This is a genomic window from Serratia sp. K1WW1 (assembly GCF_055790865.1).
This window is the reverse complement of record NZ_CM147697.1, coordinates 1543723-1563113: the sequence shown is the minus strand read 5'-3', so window position 1 is coordinate 1563113 and position 19391 is coordinate 1543723. Positions and strand designations below refer to the sequence as shown.

Annotated in this window: 20 protein-coding genes and 1 riboswitch; of the genes, 12 read left to right on the top strand and 8 right to left on the bottom strand. The window is 53.1% G+C overall.

The features are described from left to right. Nucleotides 1-57 precede the first annotated feature (57 nt). The 7 genes from srlA (at nt 58) to gutQ (ending at nt 5225) form a co-directional block, all read left to right on the top strand. Nucleotides 58-606, top strand: a complete 549-nt coding sequence (gene srlA / locus ACX9GU_RS07155; RefSeq protein ID WP_021178802.1) for a PTS glucitol/sorbitol transporter subunit IIC — start codon at nt 58-60, stop codon at nt 604-606. Between the two features lie 15 nt (nt 607-621). Further along, a complete protein-coding gene (gene srlE / locus ACX9GU_RS07150; protein WP_473194300.1) occupies nt 622-1611 on the top strand; it encodes a PTS glucitol/sorbitol transporter subunit IIB in 990 nt (329 codons plus the stop codon). Nucleotides 1612-1629: 18 nt separating this feature from the next. Then, nucleotides 1630-1992 carry a PTS glucitol/sorbitol transporter subunit IIA gene (gene srlB / locus ACX9GU_RS07145; RefSeq protein ID WP_021178804.1) on the top strand — a complete coding sequence of 121 codons (363 nt, stop codon included), beginning with the start codon at nt 1630-1632 and terminating at the stop codon, nt 1990-1992. A gap of 10 nt (nt 1993-2002) precedes the next feature. Further along, nucleotides 2003-2782: a sorbitol-6-phosphate dehydrogenase gene (gene srlD / locus ACX9GU_RS07140; RefSeq protein ID WP_473194299.1), complete on the top strand. Its 780-nt coding sequence runs from the start codon at nt 2003-2005 to the stop codon at nt 2780-2782. A 262-nt stretch (nt 2783-3044) separates the two neighbouring features. Beyond that, nucleotides 3045-3401: a transcriptional regulator GutM gene (gene gutM / locus ACX9GU_RS07135; protein WP_021807153.1), complete on the top strand. Its 357-nt coding sequence runs from the start codon at nt 3045-3047 to the stop codon at nt 3399-3401. 83 nt (nt 3402-3484) lie between these two features. Then, the gene (gene srlR / locus ACX9GU_RS07130; protein ID WP_021178807.1) at nt 3485-4261 is read left to right on the top strand and encodes a glucitol operon DNA-binding transcriptional repressor SrlR; all 777 of its coding nucleotides are present in this window, start codon (nt 3485-3487) and stop codon (nt 4259-4261) included. Next, nucleotides 4254-5225, top strand: a complete 972-nt coding sequence (gutQ, locus tag ACX9GU_RS07125) for an arabinose-5-phosphate isomerase GutQ (RefSeq protein WP_473194298.1) — start codon at nt 4254-4256, stop codon at nt 5223-5225. Before srlR ends, gutQ begins: the two co-directional genes overlap by 8 nt. Nucleotides 5226-5295: 70 nt before the next feature. Here gutQ and ACX9GU_RS07120 read toward each other — a convergent pair whose 3' ends face one another. The 4 genes from ACX9GU_RS07120 to thiM all read right to left on the bottom strand — a co-directional run bounded on the left by ACX9GU_RS07120 (nt 5296) and on the right by thiM (nt 8583). Next, nucleotides 5296-5754: an inhibitor of vertebrate lysozyme family protein gene (locus tag ACX9GU_RS07120; RefSeq protein ID WP_473194297.1), complete on the bottom strand. Its 459-nt coding sequence runs from the start codon at nt 5752-5754 to the stop codon at nt 5296-5298. An 84-nt stretch (nt 5755-5838) separates the two neighbouring features. Further along, complete coding sequence (locus ACX9GU_RS07115; protein WP_473194296.1) at nt 5839-6864, bottom strand: Fic family protein; 1026 nt, start codon at nt 6862-6864, stop codon at nt 5839-5841. A 127-nt stretch (nt 6865-6991) separates the two neighbouring features. Beyond that, nucleotides 6992-7792 carry a bifunctional hydroxymethylpyrimidine kinase/phosphomethylpyrimidine kinase gene (gene thiD / locus ACX9GU_RS07110; RefSeq protein ID WP_473194295.1) on the bottom strand — a complete coding sequence of 267 codons (801 nt, stop codon included), beginning with the start codon at nt 7790-7792 and terminating at the stop codon, nt 6992-6994. After that, the gene (gene thiM, locus ACX9GU_RS07105; RefSeq protein ID WP_473194294.1) at nt 7789-8583 is read right to left on the bottom strand and encodes a hydroxyethylthiazole kinase; all 795 of its coding nucleotides are present in this window, start codon (nt 8581-8583) and stop codon (nt 7789-7791) included. Before thiM ends, thiD begins: the two co-directional genes overlap by 4 nt. 36 nt (nt 8584-8619) lie before the next feature. Further along, a riboswitch (TPP riboswitch) is annotated at nt 8620-8711 on the bottom strand. Between the two features lie 111 nt (nt 8712-8822). Between thiM and rluF the strand changes: the two genes are divergently transcribed. Next, nucleotides 8823-9584, top strand: a complete 762-nt coding sequence (gene rluF, locus ACX9GU_RS07100) for a 23S rRNA pseudouridine(2604) synthase RluF (RefSeq protein WP_473194293.1) — start codon at nt 8823-8825, stop codon at nt 9582-9584. A gap of 81 nt (nt 9585-9665) precedes the next feature. On the opposite strand, the gene ACX9GU_RS07095 is transcribed toward rluF, so the two are convergent. After that, nucleotides 9666-9980: a lipoprotein gene (locus ACX9GU_RS07095; RefSeq protein ID WP_473194292.1), complete on the bottom strand. Its 315-nt coding sequence runs from the start codon at nt 9978-9980 to the stop codon at nt 9666-9668. 498 nt (nt 9981-10478) lie between these two features. Here ACX9GU_RS07095 and ACX9GU_RS07090 point away from each other — a divergent pair, with 498 nt between their 5' ends. The 3 genes from ACX9GU_RS07090 to ACX9GU_RS07080 all read left to right on the top strand — a co-directional run bounded on the left by ACX9GU_RS07090 (nt 10479) and on the right by ACX9GU_RS07080 (nt 13908). Further along, complete coding sequence (locus ACX9GU_RS07090) at nt 10479-12065, top strand: phosphoethanolamine transferase (RefSeq protein WP_473194291.1); 1587 nt, start codon at nt 10479-10481, stop codon at nt 12063-12065. A gap of 81 nt (nt 12066-12146) precedes the next feature. Further along, nucleotides 12147-12362, top strand: a complete 216-nt coding sequence (locus tag ACX9GU_RS07085; RefSeq protein WP_071683890.1) for a YgdI/YgdR family lipoprotein — start codon at nt 12147-12149, stop codon at nt 12360-12362. Nucleotides 12363-12486: 124 nt separating this feature from the next. Beyond that, nucleotides 12487-13908 carry an MFS transporter gene (locus ACX9GU_RS07080; RefSeq protein WP_447888466.1) on the top strand — a complete coding sequence of 474 codons (1422 nt, stop codon included), beginning with the start codon at nt 12487-12489 and terminating at the stop codon, nt 13906-13908. A gap of 77 nt (nt 13909-13985) precedes the next feature. Here the strand turns inward: ACX9GU_RS07080 and ACX9GU_RS07075 are convergent, their stop codons facing one another. The 3 genes from ACX9GU_RS07075 to pepT all read right to left on the bottom strand — a co-directional run bounded on the left by ACX9GU_RS07075 (nt 13986) and on the right by pepT (nt 17502). Beyond that, nucleotides 13986-14648 carry a MarC family protein gene (locus ACX9GU_RS07075; RefSeq protein WP_021178826.1) on the bottom strand — a complete coding sequence of 221 codons (663 nt, stop codon included), beginning with the start codon at nt 14646-14648 and terminating at the stop codon, nt 13986-13988. Between the two features lie 184 nt (nt 14649-14832). Then, a complete protein-coding gene (gene glsA / locus ACX9GU_RS07070) occupies nt 14833-15771 on the bottom strand; it encodes a glutaminase A (RefSeq protein WP_473194290.1) in 939 nt (312 codons plus the stop codon). Between the two features lie 501 nt (nt 15772-16272). After that, nucleotides 16273-17502, bottom strand: coding sequence for a peptidase T (pepT, locus tag ACX9GU_RS07065; protein WP_473194289.1), 1230 nt, complete (start codon nt 17500-17502; stop codon nt 16273-16275). A 245-nt stretch (nt 17503-17747) separates the two neighbouring features. On the opposite strand from pepT, the gene ACX9GU_RS07060 reads away from it, so the two are divergent. Further along, the gene (locus ACX9GU_RS07060; protein ID WP_473194288.1) at nt 17748-19340 is read left to right on the top strand and encodes an ABC transporter substrate-binding protein; all 1593 of its coding nucleotides are present in this window, start codon (nt 17748-17750) and stop codon (nt 19338-19340) included. Nucleotides 19341-19391: the final 51 nt, after the last annotated feature.

Below are 19391 nucleotides of genomic sequence, written 5' to 3'. Positions count from 1 at the left end.
CATGGCGACAGAGCCGCACTTCGCTCCAGGCCATAGCATCCATCACAGGAGAAAAAAATGATTGAGCTAATAACCCACGGAGCCGAATGGTTTATCGGCCTGTTCCAAAAAGGCGGGGAAGTGTTTGTCGGTATGGTGACCGGCATTTTACCGTTGTTGATCAGCCTGTTAGTTATCATGAACGCGTTGATCAACTTTGTTGGCCAGGAACGTATCGAACGTTTGGCACAGCGCTGTGCCGGTAACCCGGTTTCACGCTACCTGCTACTCCCCCTGATCGGCACCTTTGTGTTTTGTAATCCGATGACGTTGAGTCTCGGGCGTTTTATGCCAGAGAAATATAAACCCAGTTATTACGCCGCAGCCTCCTACAGTTGCCACTCCATGAACGGCCTGTTCCCCCATATCAACCCTGGCGAACTGTTCGTTTACCTCGGAATTGCCAGCGGTTTGACCACGCTTGGCCTGCCGCTGGCTCCTCTGGCAGTGAGTTATTTCCTGGTTGGGCTGTTCACCAACTTCTTCCGCGGTTGGATCACCGATCTCACCACCAGCGTGTTTGAACGCAAGATGGGCATCCAACTGGATCGCCAGGTTCAACTTTAATTTGTGGAGCGCAGCATGAGTGCTTATATCCGTATTGAGAAAGGTGCTGGCGGCTGGGGTGGCCCACTACAGTTACCAATCGAGCCAGGCAAGAAAATCGTCTATATCACCGCCGGTACCCGCCCGGCGATCGTCGACAAGCTCAGCGATTTAACCGGCTGGCCTGCGGTAGACGGTTTCAAAGAAGGCGAACCACCGGCGGAAGAGATTGGTCTGGCGATTATTGACTGTGGGGGGACGTTGCGTTGTGGCATCTACCCTAAACGCCGCATACCGACCATCAATATTCATTCAACTGGCCGTTCTGGCCCGCTGGCGCAGTTTATTCTGGAGGATATTTACGTTTCCGGCGTACGGGAAAACAACATCAGCCTGATTGAAGTTGCACAAGGGCCTGAAACTCCTCCGCCCAGCGAAAAACAGCCACAACCAAAGGTTCGTGACTACGATACCAGCAAAAAAATCACCGAACAGAGCGATGGCCTGTTGGCAAAAGTCGGTATGGGTATGGGGTCAGTTGTCGCGGTGTTTTTCCAGGCCGGACGTGACACCATCGACACCGTGTTGAAAACCATTCTGCCGTTTATGGCCTTCGTCTCGGCACTGATCGGCATCATCATGGCCTCTGGTCTGGGTGACTTTATCGCCCACGGCCTGACGCCGCTGGCCAACAGCCCAATCGGCTTGGTGACGTTGGCGCTGATCTGTTCCTTCCCCCTGCTTTCACCGTTCCTCGGCCCTGGTGCCGTCATCGCTCAGGTCATCGGCGTGTTGGTGGGCGTACAGATTGGTCTTGGCCATATTCCCCCTCAGTTGGCACTCCCGGCGCTGTTCGCCATTAACGCCCAGGCCGCCTGTGACTTTATCCCGGTGGGTCTGTCCCTGGCAGAGGCCAAGCAGGATACGGTACGTGTCGGCGTCCCTTCGGTACTGGTTGGGCGCTTCCTCACTGGCGCACCGACGGTACTGATCGCCTGGGCCGCATCGGCCTTTATCTATCAATAAATTGCCCGGAGGAAAACCATGAGCACCATTTTCCAGACCACTATCACCCAGATTGGCGGCTGCGCCCGCGACGCACTGTTGGACAACATGCTGATCACCTTCCGCGAAGGCGCACCGGCAGATATTGAAGAGTACTGCTTCATCCACCAGCACGGCGAGACCGCCGGTGAACTACAAACCGGGGGCGTGATGGAGCTTGGCGATCGACGCTACCCTATCACCGCCGTTGGGGAAGTTGCGACCCAGAACCTGCGCGAACTGGGCCATATCACCGTACGTTTTGATGGGGAAACTCAGGCCGAATTCCCTGGCACGATCCACGTAACAGGCAGCACGCCCGCTGATATCCCGTTAGGCAGCACACTGAAATTTATCGCATAAGGAGTAGATCATGTCTGAAGTAGCTGTAGTGATTGGCGGTGGCCAAACGTTGGGTGCATTCCTGTGCCATGGCCTGGCTGAAGCGGGCTATCGCGTTGCGGTCGCCGATTTGAATGCCGACAACGCCAATCTGGTGGCACAGCAAATCAATCAGGAGTTCGGGGCAGATCGCGCCATCGGTTTCCAGGCCGATGCCACCGATGAGGCCAGCGCTATCGCGCTGGCTAGTGCGGTTGACCGGGCTTTCGGTCAGACCAACCTGTTGGTGTACAGCGCCGGGATTGCCAAAGCCGCGCCGATCACCGATTTCCCACTGGGGGATTTTGACCGCTCCTTGCAGGTGAACCTGGTGGGTTATTTCCTGTGTGCCCGCGAGTTCTCTCGCCTGATGATCCGCGACGGCATCGCCGGGCGCATCATTCAAATCAACTCTAAATCCGGCAAGGTCGGCAGCAAGCATAATTCCGGCTACAGCGCCGCCAAGTTCGGTGGCGTTGGATTGACGCAGTCGCTGGCGCTCGATCTGGCGGATTACGGTATCACCGTGCACTCCCTGATGCTCGGTAACCTGTTGAAGTCACCGATGTTCCAGTCGCTATTGCCGCAATATGCACAGAAGCTGGGCATCAAGCCTGAAGAGGTCGAGAAGTATTACACCGATAAGGTGCCGCTGAAACGCGGCTGTGACTATCAGGACGTGCTGAACACGCTGCTGTTTTATGCCAGCGACAAAGCCTCTTACTGCACCGGCCAGTCGATCAACATTACCGGCGGGCAGGTGATGTTCTGATTTACGGGCTGATAATTACAGATGTACCTAACAGCCCCTCACCCCCACCCTCTCCCACAGGGAGAGGGAGCCAGTACGGTGTCATAGTCAGGTATAGGACTCTATCTGAAAAACGCTAACCCCATATTTTGATACCGTGCCGTGGTTAAATACAGGAATAACGTTGTAGCACATTCGGTCCCCTCTCCCTGTGGGAGAGGGTTAGGGTGAGGGGTCGATCGCCGGACTCTCTCCCTTTATTTTCACACAGGAGAACAACCGCATGACCAGCGCACTCATTACCTTCGCCGTTATCGCCTGGCTGCTGCAAATCGCCCTGGGTTGGTGGCAGCTACAGCGCTTTAACCGCGCGTTCGAGAGCCTATGCCAGTTGGGCACTGTGGGCGTTGGCCGCTCTGGGGGCAGGTTCAAACCCCGCGTAGTATTGGCACTGGCGTTTGACGCCCAGCAGCGAGTATGTGGCAGCATGCTGATGCGTGGCCTGACCATCTTCGCCCAGCCGAAACAACTCACGCAGTTACATGGCATGCACCAACAACAACTCTGCCCAGATGTGATCTTCCCTGAGGATCGGGCATGCCAAACTGCACTATCGTTAGCGATCGCACCGAAATCATGATATTTTCACATTAAAAGACATTACCTTTCATAGTGAACTATATCACCGAGAGGAATGGTCAACTCTTGTGAACAGGGATCTCTATGAAACCAAAGCAGCGGCAAGCCGCTATCCTCGAATACTTGCAGCGGCATGGCAAAACGGCAGTGGATGCCCTGGCAGAGCATTTCTCCACGACCGGCACCACCATCCGTAAAGATCTCACCTTGCTGGAAGAAGAAGGCGAGGTGATCCGCACCTATGGCGGCGTGGTGCTTAGCCGTGACGATGGCGATCAGCCCATCGATCGTAAAACCCATATCAACACCGAAAAGAAACGCCAGATCGCCTATGCCGCCATCAAGCTGATCGACGATGGTGATTCGCTGATCTTTGACGCAGGCAGCACGGTATTGCAGATGGTGCCACATCTGGCGCAGTTCAATAACATCACCGTGATGACCAACAGCCTGACAATCGTTAACGCGCTGGTGGAACTGGATAACGATCAAACCATCCTGATGCCCGGCGGCACCTACCGTAAAAAATCCGCCTCCTTTCACGGCAGCCTGGCGGAGTCGGCATTTCAGCAGTTCAGCTTCGATAAGCTGTTTATTGGGGCCGACGGTGTCGACCTCAATGCGGGTGTCACCACCTTTAATGAGGTGCATAATGTCAGCAAGGCGATGTGTGAAGCCGCCAGCCGCATTGTGTTGCTGGTCGATTCCTCGAAGTTTGGCCGCAAAAGCCCCAACGTGGTGTGCGATCTGAGCGTCGTGGATACCCTGATCACCGATAACGGCATCAACCCGGATTACCTGGCTGCGCTACAGGCCAAAGGTATCAATATCATTCTGGTAGGAGACCCCCTTGATGAGTAACGCCACTGCCCTGCTCAACTTTGCCCGTGAAACGCTGGAAATTGAGCTGACCGAAGCGCAACGCCTGCTGACACGCCTGGATGACAATTTTGTCCACGCCTGTGAACTGCTGCTCAACTGCCGTGGCAAGGCGGTGATTTCCGGTATTGGTAAATCCGGCCATATCGGCAAGAAGATTGCCGCCTCGCTGGCCAGCACCGGCACCCCGTCGTTTTTCGTCCATCCGGCGGAAGCCTTGCATGGCGATTTGGGGATGATTGGCGCCGATGACGTGGTGATCTTTATCTCCTATTCAGGCCGCGCCAAAGAGCTGGATCTGATCCTGCCTCTGCTGGCAGAGAGTAAGATCCCAGTCATTGCCATGACCGGTGGCAAAGAGTCGCCACTGGCGCTGGGTGCAGCCTGTACGTTAGATATCAGCGTTGAACGTGAAGCCTGCCCGATGGGCCTGGCACCAACCTCCAGCGGAGTGACTACGCTGATGATGGGAGATGCGTTGGCGATGGCATTAATGCGCCAGCGCGGTTTTAATGCCGAGGATTTTGCCCGTTCCCATCCAGGTGGCAGCCTGGGTGCTCGCCTGCTAAATCGCGTCCATCACTTGATGCGTACCGGCGATCGCCTACCGATGGTGCAAGAAAGCGCCAACGTAATGGAAGCCATGCTGGAATTGAGCCGTACCGGGCTAGGTCTGGTAGCCGTATGTGATACACAGCAAAAAGTGGTCGGCGTGTTTACCGACGGTGACCTGCGCCGCTGGTTGGTAAAGGGCAATAGCCTCAATGATGGCCTCAGCCCGGCGATCACTCGCCCCGGCTACCGGTTGCCAGAACAGTGGCGTGCCGGGGAAGCCCTGGAAGCGCTGCACGAACAGCACATCAGCGCCGCTCCGGTGGTGGATATCGATGGCGTACTGGTAGGTGCAATCAACCTGCACGACCTGCATCAGGCCGGGATCGGCTGATATCACGTAGGGGCGTAGCATGCTACGCCTGCTTAACTACCTTGGCGGGTAGCTTTGCCCCTCAGCAGCGTTACTTCCAGTCTGGATTACCCTCAAACTGTTTCTTCAGCAACGCTTTCATCTGATCATCCGGTTTACCCAACCATTGATATTTGGCGTATTGCTTCGGATGGTCGATGGCCTGCGGCTTATTGGGCACTTCAACCCGCACTCCCCAAGCCTGGGACTTGTCTGCTTTAAAAGCCACAATCATAAAGTTATTGGCGCAGTCATGCGGCTTGCAGATGTTACCGATCTGGTAGCTTTGCCCTTGCCAGGCAACGGTTTCTGCAGGCGTGGAAGTGCCGATCCCTTTGCGCGCCCAACCCGGTAACTGTGCCTGGCCCTTCACCATATTTTTCCAACTGGTTTGGTAGCCCGGCTGCTGGATCAGATCTGAGGCAGTGATAATCTGTTCGGCAAAACTGCCGGTGCTAAATCCAAGCAGGGTCGCAAGCAGGGCTCCCAGCAACCTATTTTTTCCTATCATGGTCTTCTCCCTCGGTAAATCAAAAGCGTAGCTCCAAGTAGCTCAGACCACAATTAAACGGGAAAGTTGGCTCAGCGTTTTTCGTCAGACAACCTGCCAGTACCCTTTTTTGGTTGCCCCAACCCTAATTAGCCGCTTTCCTTCCTGGAGCACCTTGAGGCTTCGCTCAATGGTACGGCTGCTCATCGCCAATGTTTCCGCCAATTGGGCAATGGTGACGGAGGGATTGGCAGCGATAATGGCCAAGATGCGTTCAGTCGTTCGACTCAGCGGTAGTAAATTTTCTTCCGACATTTCTTCCGACATTTCTTCCGACATTTCTTCCGACATTGTGGCAGACTTCCCCTTCTGCTCGCCAATACCTTCGGCTAATGCCGCCACCAGTTTCTCCAGCATGAAATCAATAAATGCGGTGCAATCGCTAGCCCGAACACAGACTCCCAGGACTCGGTAATAGTCCTGCTGTTGATTATGGATCAGGGTTTCAACCGGTAGCCATGCCAGCTCTGAACGCCATTCACTGAGGATCAATGTTTGCCATAAACGCCCCATTCGCCCATTGCCATCGGCAAACGGGTGAATAAATTCGAATTCATAGTGAAAGATAGAGCTGGCGATCAGTGGATGAATATCGGTGTGCTTTAACCACGCCAACAGATCGCCAACCAAACGCGATAGTTGATTGGCAGGTGGCGCCATATGGATAAGTTGTTTATCTCGATATACCCCAACATTGCCGCTGCGTAGCTGCCCCGAAGCATCGACCAACCCTCCCATTAATAAGCCATGTGCCGCCAACAAATCCTCAAGCCGATGGCTTTGCCAGCTTGGCAATTTTTCATAGGTAAGGATGGCGTTACGGACTTCCTGAATATCTTTTGCCGGTGCCAACACCCGCTTACCTTCCATGATCGCAGTCACCTGCTCAGTAGACAGGCTATTATGCTCAATGGCCAATGAGGCCTGGATGGTGCGGATACGGTTCTCTTTGCGTAACAAAGGTGAAGATTGCCCAGCCTGTGCGGCCCAATGCCCCAATAGCTCACCCACCTCAATCACTCGATTCAGGATAGCTGGCGTAATGGTATAAGGTGGTTGATAACCAGCCATCTTGCTTCCCTTTATTATCACAAATCAATCAGCCTGAGCCGCATTGGGCCTGCTTCCCGATCATGGAGGGCTTGGTGGAAAATATCAAGCAACTGACCAACTAGCATCGGCTAGTGGAAAAGTTGGCTCACCACCATGCATGGAAATGGTGTACCGGCCCAATACCCTGCCCCACCTCCAGGCTGTCGGCCTGTTGTAAAGCCAGTTGCAGGTAGTTTTTTGCCGCTGCCACGGTATCGGCCCAGTTCTGGTGGCGCGGGCGCAGGGCAGCCAGTGCCGCAGATAAGGTGCAACCGGTGCCGTGCGTGTGCCTGGTCGCTATGCGCGGCGCACTAAAGCGCTGCCCAAAGCCGGGGGTAAATAGCCAATCAGGGCTTTCCTCTTCACTCAGGTGGCCCCCCTTCATCAACACCGCCTGACAGCCCATCGCTAACAACGCCTGGCCCTGCTCGCGCATTTGCGATTCGTTTTGCGCCGGAGCGCAGGCCAGCAAAGCCGCCGCCTCTGGCAAGTTCGGCGTGATAATGGAAACCAACGGCATTAGCTCACGGCGGATGGACTCCACCGCTTCCGGTGCCAACAGCGGGTCACCACTTTTAGCCAGCATCACCGTATCCAGCACCACATAAGGCAGCTTGTAATGGCGTAGACGCTCGGCCACTGCCCGCACGATATCGGCATTAGCCAACATGCCGATTTTAGCGCTGTCGATACGCACATCGCTGAGTACCGAATCCAGTTGGGCGGCCACAAATGCCGGTTCGATATGATATACCGACTGCACGCCACGGGTGTTCTGCGCCACCAGCGCGGTGATCACGCTGGTGCCATAGGCCCCCAATGCGGAGAAGGCTTTCAGATCGGCCTGAATACCGGCTCCGCCGCTAGGATCGGTGCCAGCGATGGTGAGAGCGTTAATCCGTTTCATAGCAGATCCTCCATCCGCAGTTGGTAGAGGGCATCCAGGAAGGCGGCAGTAAAGCTGCCAGGGCCAGAACACCGCGCCGTGGCCCTTTCACCACATAGCGCCATCACGCGGCAAGCGGTGGCAACGTTATCCAGCCGATCGCCCGGCAAACTGCAAAATGCTGCCACAACGGCCGAAAGCGCGCAGCCCGTCCCCACCACGCGCGTCATTAATACATCGCCACCCGTGACGGCCCAATCTCGCTCACCATCGGTGATGTAGTCTGTCTCACCGGTGACGGCCACAATGGCCCCGCAATTTCGAGCCAATACGCGTGCTGCGGGTAACGCCACCAGCGAGTCATCCTGGCTATCCATACCACGGGCGCTGGTCTGCAGGCCGCTCAAGGCAATGATTTCCGACGCGTTGCCACGGATCGCCGCAGGCCGCAGGGTGAGCAAGCGGCGGGCGAAGATTGCTCGGTATTCCAATCCCCCAACGGCAACCGGATCCAGTAACCAGGGCTTTTCAGCACGGTTGGCAGCCTCGATGGCGGCTAACATCGACTCTGCCCGCGATGCGTGCAGGGTGCCGATATTGATCAACAGCGCATCAGCCACGCGGCTGAACTGCGCGGCCTCTTCCGGTTCCACCACCATGGCTGGCGAAGCGCCAAGCGCCAGCAGCACGTTGGCCGTCAGCTCTTGCACCACTTCGTTGGTCAGGCAGTGGATCAATGGAGGTTGGCGTTTAAATTGGTTAAAACAAGCCGCGGCACGGGTGCCGGGTAACACATCAGGTCGAGTAAACATAGAGCTCCCAACCGGCGTTCAAGAAGGCGGGTACCGGTTGAGATACCGCGACATCCCTACGCTGGCATAATCCAGATCAGGTAATACGGGTAATTTCTCAGCCCCTAAGGGCACCCCGTGTCGACGTCTGCCATTATTGAGGCTGTAGCCAGTGAGGTCAATCATGCAATAGAGTCAAAAATAAAAAGGAGACGCCGTGCCCCCCAGGTAATGTATAGTTCGCGTTTAACGGGGAATCCATGCTTACTCACTCATCTATCCGCCTTAACAAATACATTAGCGACAGCGGCATGTGTTCTCGTCGCTCTGCCGACCGCCACATCAAGCAAGGCAACGTTTTCATCAACGACAAGTTAGCCTCCTTGGGCGCTCAGGTATTGGTCGGGGATGTGGTGACAGTTAACGGCCAGCCGATCGAACCGCGTGATGTGGACGATCTGGTGCTTATCGCACTGAATAAGCCTGTTGGCATCATCACCAGCATGGGGAAGCACGTGCGGGATAACATCGGTGATTTCGTTAGTCACAGCAGACGCGTCTTTCCCATTGGGCGCCTGGATAAAGACTCCCAGGGACTGATTTTCCTGACCAATGACGGCGAACTGGTCAATAAGATCCTCCGTGCTGGCAACAATCACCAAAAAGAGTATCTGGTGACCGTCAACAAACCGGTGACCGATGAGTTTATTCAGGGCATGAGTGCGGGCGTCCCCATCCTGGGCACGGTAACTCAAAAATGCCTAGTGGAGAAAGAAGCCCCGCAGGTGTTTCGCATCACCCTGGTGCAAGGGCTTAACCGCCAAATCCGCCGCATGTGCAAATATTTTGGTTATAAAGTCACCAAGCTTGAGCGCGAACGTATAATGAACATCGCTCTGCAAGGGTTGCCGATGGGCGAATGGCGGGATTTTACCGATGATGAACGGATCGAGCTATTCAAGCTGATTGAACACTCCTCTTCCGAGGATATCTCCGCCCCGAGGGTCGGCGGCCAAGCATAACCGCCTCATCATCATTCACTTGCGGGAAAGCACCAGGCACCACCCAGTTGTAATGCGGCGCACGTGGATCCCTGACGAAAATTATTTATGCGTAACAACCGGCGTACAGCTTGGTGCGCTCAGCGTTGGGGCCGACAGTAAAAGGCCCGGCATCATCATCGAAGAGCAGTCAAAAATTCGCCCTTTCTCAGTGGTAGCTCGGTAAGAAAGTTTCTGTCCACCCAAGGCATCCGGTTGGGCGCTATTCACATTGGTCACGGTAATCTCATCCGATGATGCCAGACCCAGCATTTTAGCGGTTTCTGCCTGCAATAGCGGTATTGCCTGATCGGTTTTCAATGTTGAACAGCCAGCCACCAATAGCGTAACCGTTAAAGCGATAAACGTTCTTTTCATAAATCATCCTTTAAAACCAAACAGAATCCTGATGGGTCTCTATGTTTTTCAGCGTATGAACTCCCGCGTAATATATTTCTCCGCCATAAATAAAGGAACCCTCCTAAGGTAGGGTATGCTCGCGCTATTTAGTGTGATGGGCGAGCAACTGCTCCTCTAGCAATCACTGATTGACCTGATACAAAATACACTGCGATACCCCGAAAAAGCGGCATACTGATAGCGATCCGTCCTCACTGAAGGGTCTGCATTTTTCTTGAAAATCCGCACCTTCCTGCTTCTACTTCTCATTCCGTTCGAAATTGCAATCAACCTCTCAAAACAGCCGATAATTATCAGTTGATCTTGTTTTCATTCGGCTCTATCTTCTCGCATCCGGGTACATGTTGCGGCTCGCTGGATGCGGTCTATCCCTCCTCCCCTTTCCGTATACCAAACGGATTTATGACTCTTTTCTTGTCAGAGTTACCACACGGCATTTGATAACTTTCGGTAAACATGAATTCAACGGTTAAAGATACCCTGGCAGCGCGTGACGTCACCCTAACCCCGTGGACAGGCTTTTACTTCCTGCAGTCGCTGCTGATCAACTTCGCCCTCGGCTACCCATTTAGTCTGCTGTATGCCGTGGCGTTCAGTTGTGTGCTACTGCTGCTGTGGCGTCTCAGCCCACGCTTGCAAAAGAGCGTGATCGGGCTGTGTAGCCTCATCGCCGCCATGTATTTTCCATTTTCTCAGGCCTATGGCTCGCCCAATTTTAATACCCTGCTGGCGTTACACTCGACCACGGTGGAAGAGTCCAGCGAGATATTGACCATCTTCCCGTGGTACAGCTATCTGGTGTCCCTGTTTATTCTGGCACTGGGCATTATCGCGTTGCGCCGTAAGCCAACCCCGAAAGGCGCTTGGAACACCCTCCACAGCTTATGTCTCACCATCAGCGTGGTCTGTTTTTTTGTCACGCCAGTCCAGAATCTGGCGTATGGTGGCGTGTTTAAATTGACCGATTCTGGTTATCCCGTGTTTCGTTTCGTCAGAGATGTGATCGCCAATAACCAGGAAGTGATTGATGAAAAAGCCCGTATGCAGGCGTTTTCACAGCTGAAAGATTCCTGGAACGTGCTGGCGGTGAAACCGAAATATCACATCTACATGGTAGTGATCGGCGAAAGCGCGCGGCGAGATGCCTTAGGTGCGTTTGGTGGGCACTGGGACAATACCCCCTTTGCCAACCACGTAAACGGTACGCTGTTGCTTAACTATATTGCGGCCAGCGGATCAACACAGAAATCGCTCGGCATGACGTTAACCCGTGTCATTAACGGCAAACCGCAGTATCAGGATAACTTCGTCACGTTGGCCAATCGGGCAGGTTTTCAGACCTGGTGGTTCTCCAACCAAGGCCAAATTGGTGAATATGACACCGCTATTGCCAGCATTGCCAAACGTGCCGATGAAGTGCAGTTCCTGAAAAACGGTGATTTTGAAGCGAATAAGAATACCCATGATGAAACGCTGCTCAAGATGACCGCTCAGGTTTTTGCCGCCCCGCGCAGCACTAACCCGCAGTTGCTCGTCTTGCACCTGATGGGTTCACATCCGCAAGCCTGCGACCGGACTCAGGGGAAATACGCGGACTTTGTGCAATCCAAAGAGACCTCCTGCTATCTTTACACCATGACGCAAACTGACAGCCTGCTGAAACAGCTCTATCAGCAGTTACGCGACACCGGGGAAAGTTTCTCAATGGTCTACTTCTCCGATCACGGTCTGGCGTTTAAAGAGCGCGGTACCCAGGTGCAATATCTGGCCCACGATGACCAGTTTCAGCAAAATTTTCAGGTCCCCTTTATGGTGCTTTCCAGCGATGACACCGCACACCGCCTGATTAAAGCCCCTCGTTCGGCCAATGACTTCCTGACCTTTTTCGCCTCGTGGACCGGGATCAAAACCAAAGAGCTGACGCCGAAATACTCGTTTCTTTCCGAGCAAAAAGCTGGCCCCGTCTATATCACCAACTTTAAGCTCAAGAAGGTGGACTACACCCATTTGCGGACGGATATCTTTGAAACCCAAACGCGCTGAAGTGTAACAAGGTAGCCTTTGCATCTCGGGCCACTTCGTCTGTAATATGAGGCAGTTAAAATGAAAAGAGCCTGTTGACCAATGAAAAAACTGACTTTTCTGCCTCTCATAGTCCTAACAGTGGCGCTGACGGGTTGCACCAGTGACTACATTATCACGACTAAATATGGCGATATCCTACAGGCTCACGGTGAACCTGACACTGACCGCAGTAGCGGTATGACCAGCTATACCGGCATGAACGGCGACTATCATCTGATCAATACCAATGATATTTCCGGAATAGTAAAAAAATAGCCTTCCCTGCGGCTGTGTGACTTTTATCGGTTCCTTCACAAACCAATCGTGCAAAATTGGCATTCGCGCTCATCAAGTGGCTGTTCTACTATCAATAGATAACCCGCCTGGTGAGCGAATTTAGATGGCAACTGCGATTACTCCTACTATGCACAAAGCCTTGCCATGGATTGCAGCGGTTGCATATTTTATGCAGGCCCTTGATACCTCAATACTCAACACTGCGCTGCCAAAGATGGCGGCAGACTTACATGAATCACCGTTGAGCATGGAATCGGCAGTGATTTGCTATGCGCTCAGCCTGGCGCTTTTCATCCCGGCTAGCGGCTTTCTCTCCGACAAGTTCGGCACCAGAAACGTATTTATCTTTGCCCTGACCTTCTTTTCTATCGGCTCCTTGTGCAGCGCCAGCTCCACATCCTTGTTCTGGCTGGACGTATCCCGGGTTCTTCAAGGGGTTGGAGGAGCCATGATGGTTCCCGTCTCCAGGCTGACGCTGATAAAGTCGTTTGATAGAAAAGATTTTCTCAAGGCGCTGAACACATCGACCCTTTTAGGGCTCGCGGGCCCTTTCCTTGGCCCCGTGCTGGGTGGGTTTTTAGTCGAAAAGTTCACCTGGCACTGGATATTCCTGATTAACGTGCCTATCGGTATTCTGGGGATCATATTCAGCCTGAAATTCATGCCGAATATTCGTGGCAAATCGACAGATCTGGACGTCAAGGGGCTGGTTTTGGTTTCCCTGGCGTTTATTATTACGACCTTAAGCCTTGAAATGATGAGTGATGGCGAAGGCATACACTACCCTATCTTATTGTTCATCCCAGGGGTGCTCCTGCTGTATGTGTACGTCACTCATGCCAGAAAAAACCTCAAGGTTTTTCACAAAAGCTCGATCTTTCCTCTCGAGTTATTCAAGGTAAAAACCTTTAGTATCGGGTTGGCAGGCAACTTTGCATCACGCTTGGGGGCGCAGGCCATACCTTTCCTGCTGCCTTTAATGTTGCAACTGGCGTTAGGGTTTTCGGCCATTCATTCGGGCTTGATGCTGATCCCACTCGCCCTGGCGGCGATGATCATGAAGGAGCTGGTCACCCCGATCCTCCGCCGTTTTGGTTATCGCAATGTGTTAATTTATAGTACGTTTTTTGTCGGCATGGCCATCATGACCCTGGGTCTCTTTGACCAGAATACGCCAATATACTTCCTGGCGATAAACCTGTTCCTGATCGGTTTCGTCAACTCACTGCGATTTACCGCCATGAGCAGCCTTACCCTTGCTGACCTGTATGATGAGAAAGCCAGCAGCGGTAACAGTTTGATGTCTGTCAGCCAGCAGCTCTCTACCACATTCGGTGTTGCGATCAGCGCAGTGCTGTTGAGGATGTTTCAGGCGCCTGCCGATCCCATGCATCTGGATCTGGTGGATTCATTCAGAGTGACTTTCGTTATTCTCGGGGTAATAACCATTGTCTCTGGATTTATTTTCTTCAAGCTCTCGGAACAAGACGGGGCAAATCTGACTGCTCGCCATAACGAGGAATGAGGGGATACGGTTGATCCCCTCTCCCAAAAGAAGAGGGGACCCACCACGGCACTTGAGCTACCCGTATTAGCTTACCCTCAAAGGGTTTTTACAACCGCGCCGTGCAACGCCGACGTCACTAACCCTGTCAGGCCAGATACCAGCAATTGCAATGACAGAGCAACCAGAATAATGCCAGAAATACGTGCAATCGTGTCCATGGCACCAGTGGAAAGCCGCCCATGCAGCGGGCCAGAAATTAAAAACGTTAAGGCAATGGTCGGTGCCATTGCCAGGATCACGGCCGAAAGCAGCATCATGCCCGCTAAAGTATCATTATGTGCCGCCGACGAAATCCCAACGGCAATCGTCCCGCCACCAATCGATATCGGAAATAGCAATGGCACCACCGCCAAATCATCCGCATTTTTCGGGCTGTCGCTGTTTAACGCCGCATTACTTTGATCGGCTTTAGTGCCACGCGTCATCAACGGCCAGCCTTGAAAGAGCAAGGCTGCCCCACCGGTGGCGCTTAACGCATGGGTGCTGAGCCCTAATGCTGTCAACATGTAATTGCCCAGCCAGATAACGATCAACATGACAATCACATAGGCCAGTGACACGCGCAATGCTACCCGCCGCAAAACCTTGTTGGATACGCCTCCCAGTATAGTGGCCGCAGCGGCCATGGTTGCGGGCGGGCTGAACATGGCCAGAAAAGTGATATACAACAGCAAAAACTGAATCCACCAGGCTTCCATTTTATCCCCCTACTACGCGCGACTTACGGTTTGCGTTTAATGCAAATAGCCGAACGCTTTAACAAAGCCGTTTGCTCGAACAGTACAATAATCCCTGCCCCCCTGGCACCAATGCCAAGCGCGGCAACATTAAAAAATCGTCAGGGAATTATCCCACTCGCAGAAACTGGCGACCTGTTCATTGTTAACGACTCCGATAAAGGTTATACCCCATCTGCTGGGCAACCGCTGCGGCCATTTTTTGCCCCCGTACGCTATTACCTACGGGATCAAGAGGAGGTGAAAAAGCAGCAATTCCCATTACCCCAGGCACTACCGTCAAGATACCGCCCCCTACGCCACTTTTACCCGGTAAACCCACGGTGTATGCCCAATCGCCGGAACTACCGTACATCCCTTCCATCGTCATTTCTGCCAAAATAAAGGGCGTATTTGATTCTGTCAGCACTCGCTTTTTGCTGACGGGGTTGATACCACCAGCGGCAATTGTCGCCCCCATCGTGGCTAATTCAATGGTATTAAGCAGCGTTGAACATTGGCGGGTATACACATCGCAGGCTTCCATTGGATCGCAGTACATCGCATCGGCGCTATAGAGTAACCAGGCGATCGCACGGTTATGGAAGTTGGTCGTTTGCTCTGAATCATTCACCTCGTCAGAGAGTGCGATCGGGGCCCCCGCTAGCTGCTGTTGCATATCAAGAATACGCAACCAGCGGTTTTCCCGGTCACTCGCTTTCACTAAGCTCACCGTTGACATTGCCCCGGCATTCACCAGCGGTGAGAGGGGTTTGCCGTTATGTAGCTCCAGAGCAATCACCGAGTTAAAGGGCAAGCCAGTAGGATCGGCACCAATCTTGTCCTGAACTTCTTGTGGGCCAACATCTTCCAACGCCAGGGCGAGAGAACACACTTTTGAAATTGACTCCAGCGCAAAGCGGAACTCCGCATCGCCCTGAGAAATGATATCCCCGTCGACGGTCACAATCGCCAAGGCGGCTAAATGGCTTGGCACGCTCGCTAAAAAAGGGATATAGCTGGCATTCTCGCCGCCACTCAATGTGGAATACTGCGCATAGGCATCCGATGCCACCTGTTGAAGACGTTGTAAATCGATAGCCATGTTGTTGACTCCCAGACTGGATTTGTGGGCTTGTGAGGTAAGACTCCCAACCCTTGAAAGAGATATTAAGGTTTTGGCAGCGGAGCGGTTGGTACAGCAGGCTCAATAGCTCTCATCACGCCAATGGCTATGCAAAGCCACAATCGGACCCAGCCATTCTAGGCCCGCTCACTTAAACATAGTGTAATAGGCGACTAATGAGATCTGGGTGAGGTTGATATCGGGTTAAGGGACCCAAAAAAAACCGCCAGCGTGCCCAGCACAAAGATCAGTACGTGAAACATAATGGCGATAGGATAGTTTCAAGAGCGGTATGAGCAGCTATACCGGCATGAACGGCGGTGATCATCTGCACATAGTGAAAAAATAACGGCTGTCTGAGTTTTTATCTGCTAAACCGTAATGGCTTTCTTGTTTATTAGCGTTAGCCAAACAAAGATAACTTTCGCTAACCAGGCTTGAACAAGCCTGGCTGCGATAATGTTGAAGCGATATCCGCCCTTATTTAGCCGCCAGCTTGCACAGCGTTAACGCCACATTGTAGGAAGCCTCGAACGACTTAAGGGGTAAAAACTCGAACCGCGAATGGAAGTTATGCGCGCCGGTAAAGAAGTTGGGCGTTAATAACCCCTTGGCGGACAACGCAGCACCATCTGTGCCCCCGCGCATCGGGATGACTTTAGGCTCAATGTTCAACTCGGCCAGTGCGGCAAAAATCAAATCAATGGCCCGACGATCATCGGTGATGGCGTTGCTGATATTGCTGTAGGTATCGGTGATGTGATACTCCACGCGGGCAGTGGGATACTGCGCAGCAATCTTCTCCGCCACTTCACCAATCTGTTGTTTGCGGCGCTCAAAGTTCGCCAAATCGAAATCACGGATATTGGCTTTCAACAGCGCTTCGCTTTGTGATGCCTGCATGCCGTTAAACCAGATATAGCCTTCGCGCCCTTCGGTATGCTCAGGTGTCTGCTGGCGATCGAAGTGGCCGATGTAATCCATCGCCATCAGCAGCGGATTCACCAGCACGCCTTTGGAGGACATCGGGTGGCTGGTCACACCGGTAAAGCGCAGTTCGGCGCTGGCGGCGTTGAAGTTTTCATACACCACTTCGCCTAATTCGCAGCAGTCGATGGTCCAGGCAAAGTCGACGTCGAAACGCGCCAGATCCAGCGCTTTGGCACCGTTCAGGCCAATCTCTTCGTCCGGTACAAATGCCACTACGATATCGCCGTGTTGGTCCTCTGCGGTAAGGTTTTCGAGCACAGTCATCACCACGGTAACAGCCGCTTTGTTATCGGCCCCCAACACGCTGGTGCCGTCGCTGAAAATAATCTCTTCCCCCGGATAGGCTTTGATTTCCGGGTGTTCAGCGGTGCGTAGCCAGATATCTTGCTGCGCGTTCAGGCACAAATCCTCACCGGTAAAACGCAAGATTTGTGGGTGGATGTCCGGCGATAAACCAACGTCTACGGTATCAATATGGGTGATAAACCCGATACGTGGCGCGCCGGGTACGTTGCCTTTTTTCACTGCGGTGACGGTGGCATGTTCGTCAATAACCACATTATCCAGGCCGAGTTGGCGTAGTTCCTCAGCCAGCATCTCCGCCATGGCGAACTGGCCAGGAGTGCTGGGCAAAGTACTTACCGCTGGGTTGCTCTGGCTGGTGACGGCCAGGTAGCGGAAGAAACGTTGGGTTAACTGCGTGGCGAGCGGTGAAGACATTGTGTTGTATATGAACGCATCCCGTTTGCAAGGCTTCCATGGCTAGGATCACCAGAGCAATCTTTCAGAATTCACCCTTTCGTTAGAGTTTATTTTTGCCAACGACCGCCTTTACCGAGGCTAGCGTTGACCTCATTGTTATCGTTCGATGTTGTTTGCTGACAATGTAAATTTAATGTTATTTATTAAGCGCTTTAGTACAAGCTTTATTTTTCAGTGGTAGGTTCACCAACAGGAAGATAGTGATGATAATTAAAATTACAAAGCTTGCGCTGACCATAGCAGCGCTCTCAATAAGCTCTGGGGTAGCAGCAAAAACGTTAGTCTATTGTTCAGAAGGATCACCTGAAAACTTTAACCCGCAGCTCTATACCTCCGGGACCAGCGTAGATGCCAGCGCGGTGCCGATTTATAACCGACTGGTGGATTTCAAAGTCGGTACCACCGAACTGCAGCCTAGCTTGGCGGAAAGCTGGGACGTCAGCGAAGACGGTAAGGTGTATACCTTCCATCTGCGCCAAGGGGTGAAGTTCCAGAGCAACAAATATTTCAAGCCAACGCGCGATTTTAACGCCGATGATGTGATCTTCTCGTTTATGCGCCAGAAAGATCCAAACCATCCCTATCACAACGTTTCCAACGGCAACTACTCCAACTTCGAAAGCCTGGAGTTTGGCAAGTTAATTACCGCCATCGACAAGGTTGATGACCATACCGTGCGTTTCACTCTGGCCCATCCGGAAGCGCCGTTTGTTGCCGATTTAGGCTGGTATTTTGCCTCAATTCTCTCGGCGGAATACGCCAATAGCATGTTGAAAGCGGGCACACCAGAGCGTGTGGATATGGAGCCGATTGGCACCGGACCGTTTGAACTGAAGCAGTATCATAAAGACTCCCGCATCCTGTTTAGCGCCTTCCCTGATTACTGGCAGGGCAAAGCGAACATCGACCGTCTGGTGTTCTCTATCACGCCGGACGCATCGATCCGTTACGCCAAGCTGGAAAAAAATGAATGCCAGGTGATGCCGTTCCCTAACCCGGCAGATCTGCCACGCATGAGGGAAAATAAAGACATCAACCTGATGCAAAAGGCGGGCTTGAACACCGGCTTCCTGGCATTTAATACCCAGAAAGCACCGCTGGATAACGTGAAGGTCCGTCAGGCATTGGCGCTGGCCATCAATAAACCGGCGATCATCGAGGCGGTTTTCCACGGCACCGGCACAGCGGCGAAAAATATACTGCCACCGGGCGTGTGGAGTGCCGATGCGGATTTGAAAGACTACGATTACGATCCGGAGAAGGCCAAAGCCCTACTGAAAGAAGCTGGCTTCGCCAACGGCATGACCATCGACCTGTGGGCAATGCCGGTTCAGCGCCCGTATAACCCGAACGCCAAGCGCATGGCCGAGATGATCCAGGCCGACTGGGCGAAAGTAGGCGTAACGGCCAAAGTGGTCACTTTCGAGTGGGGCGAGTACCTGACGCGGGTGAAAAACGGCGAGCATCAGGCCGCACTGATGGGCTGGACCACGGCAACCGGCGACCCGGATAACTTCTTTGGCCCGTTGTATAGCTGCACGTCAGCCAACGGCGGTTCTAACTCGTCGAAGTGGTGCTATCAGCCGTTTGATAAGCTGATCCTGGAAGCTCGCGCAGAAAGTAACCACGAAAAACGTGTAGCGCTGTACAAAGAAGCCCAGCAGATGATGCACGATCAGATGCCTGCGGTGATGATTGCCCACTCGACGATTTTTGAGCCGGTGCGCAAAGAGGTCACCGGATACGAAATCGACCCGTTCGGCAAACACATTTTCTATCAGGTCGATGTGAAGTAAACGCTGACGCTTGAGCGATTTTTCAGGGCTTCAAACCGAGAGGAATGAAGC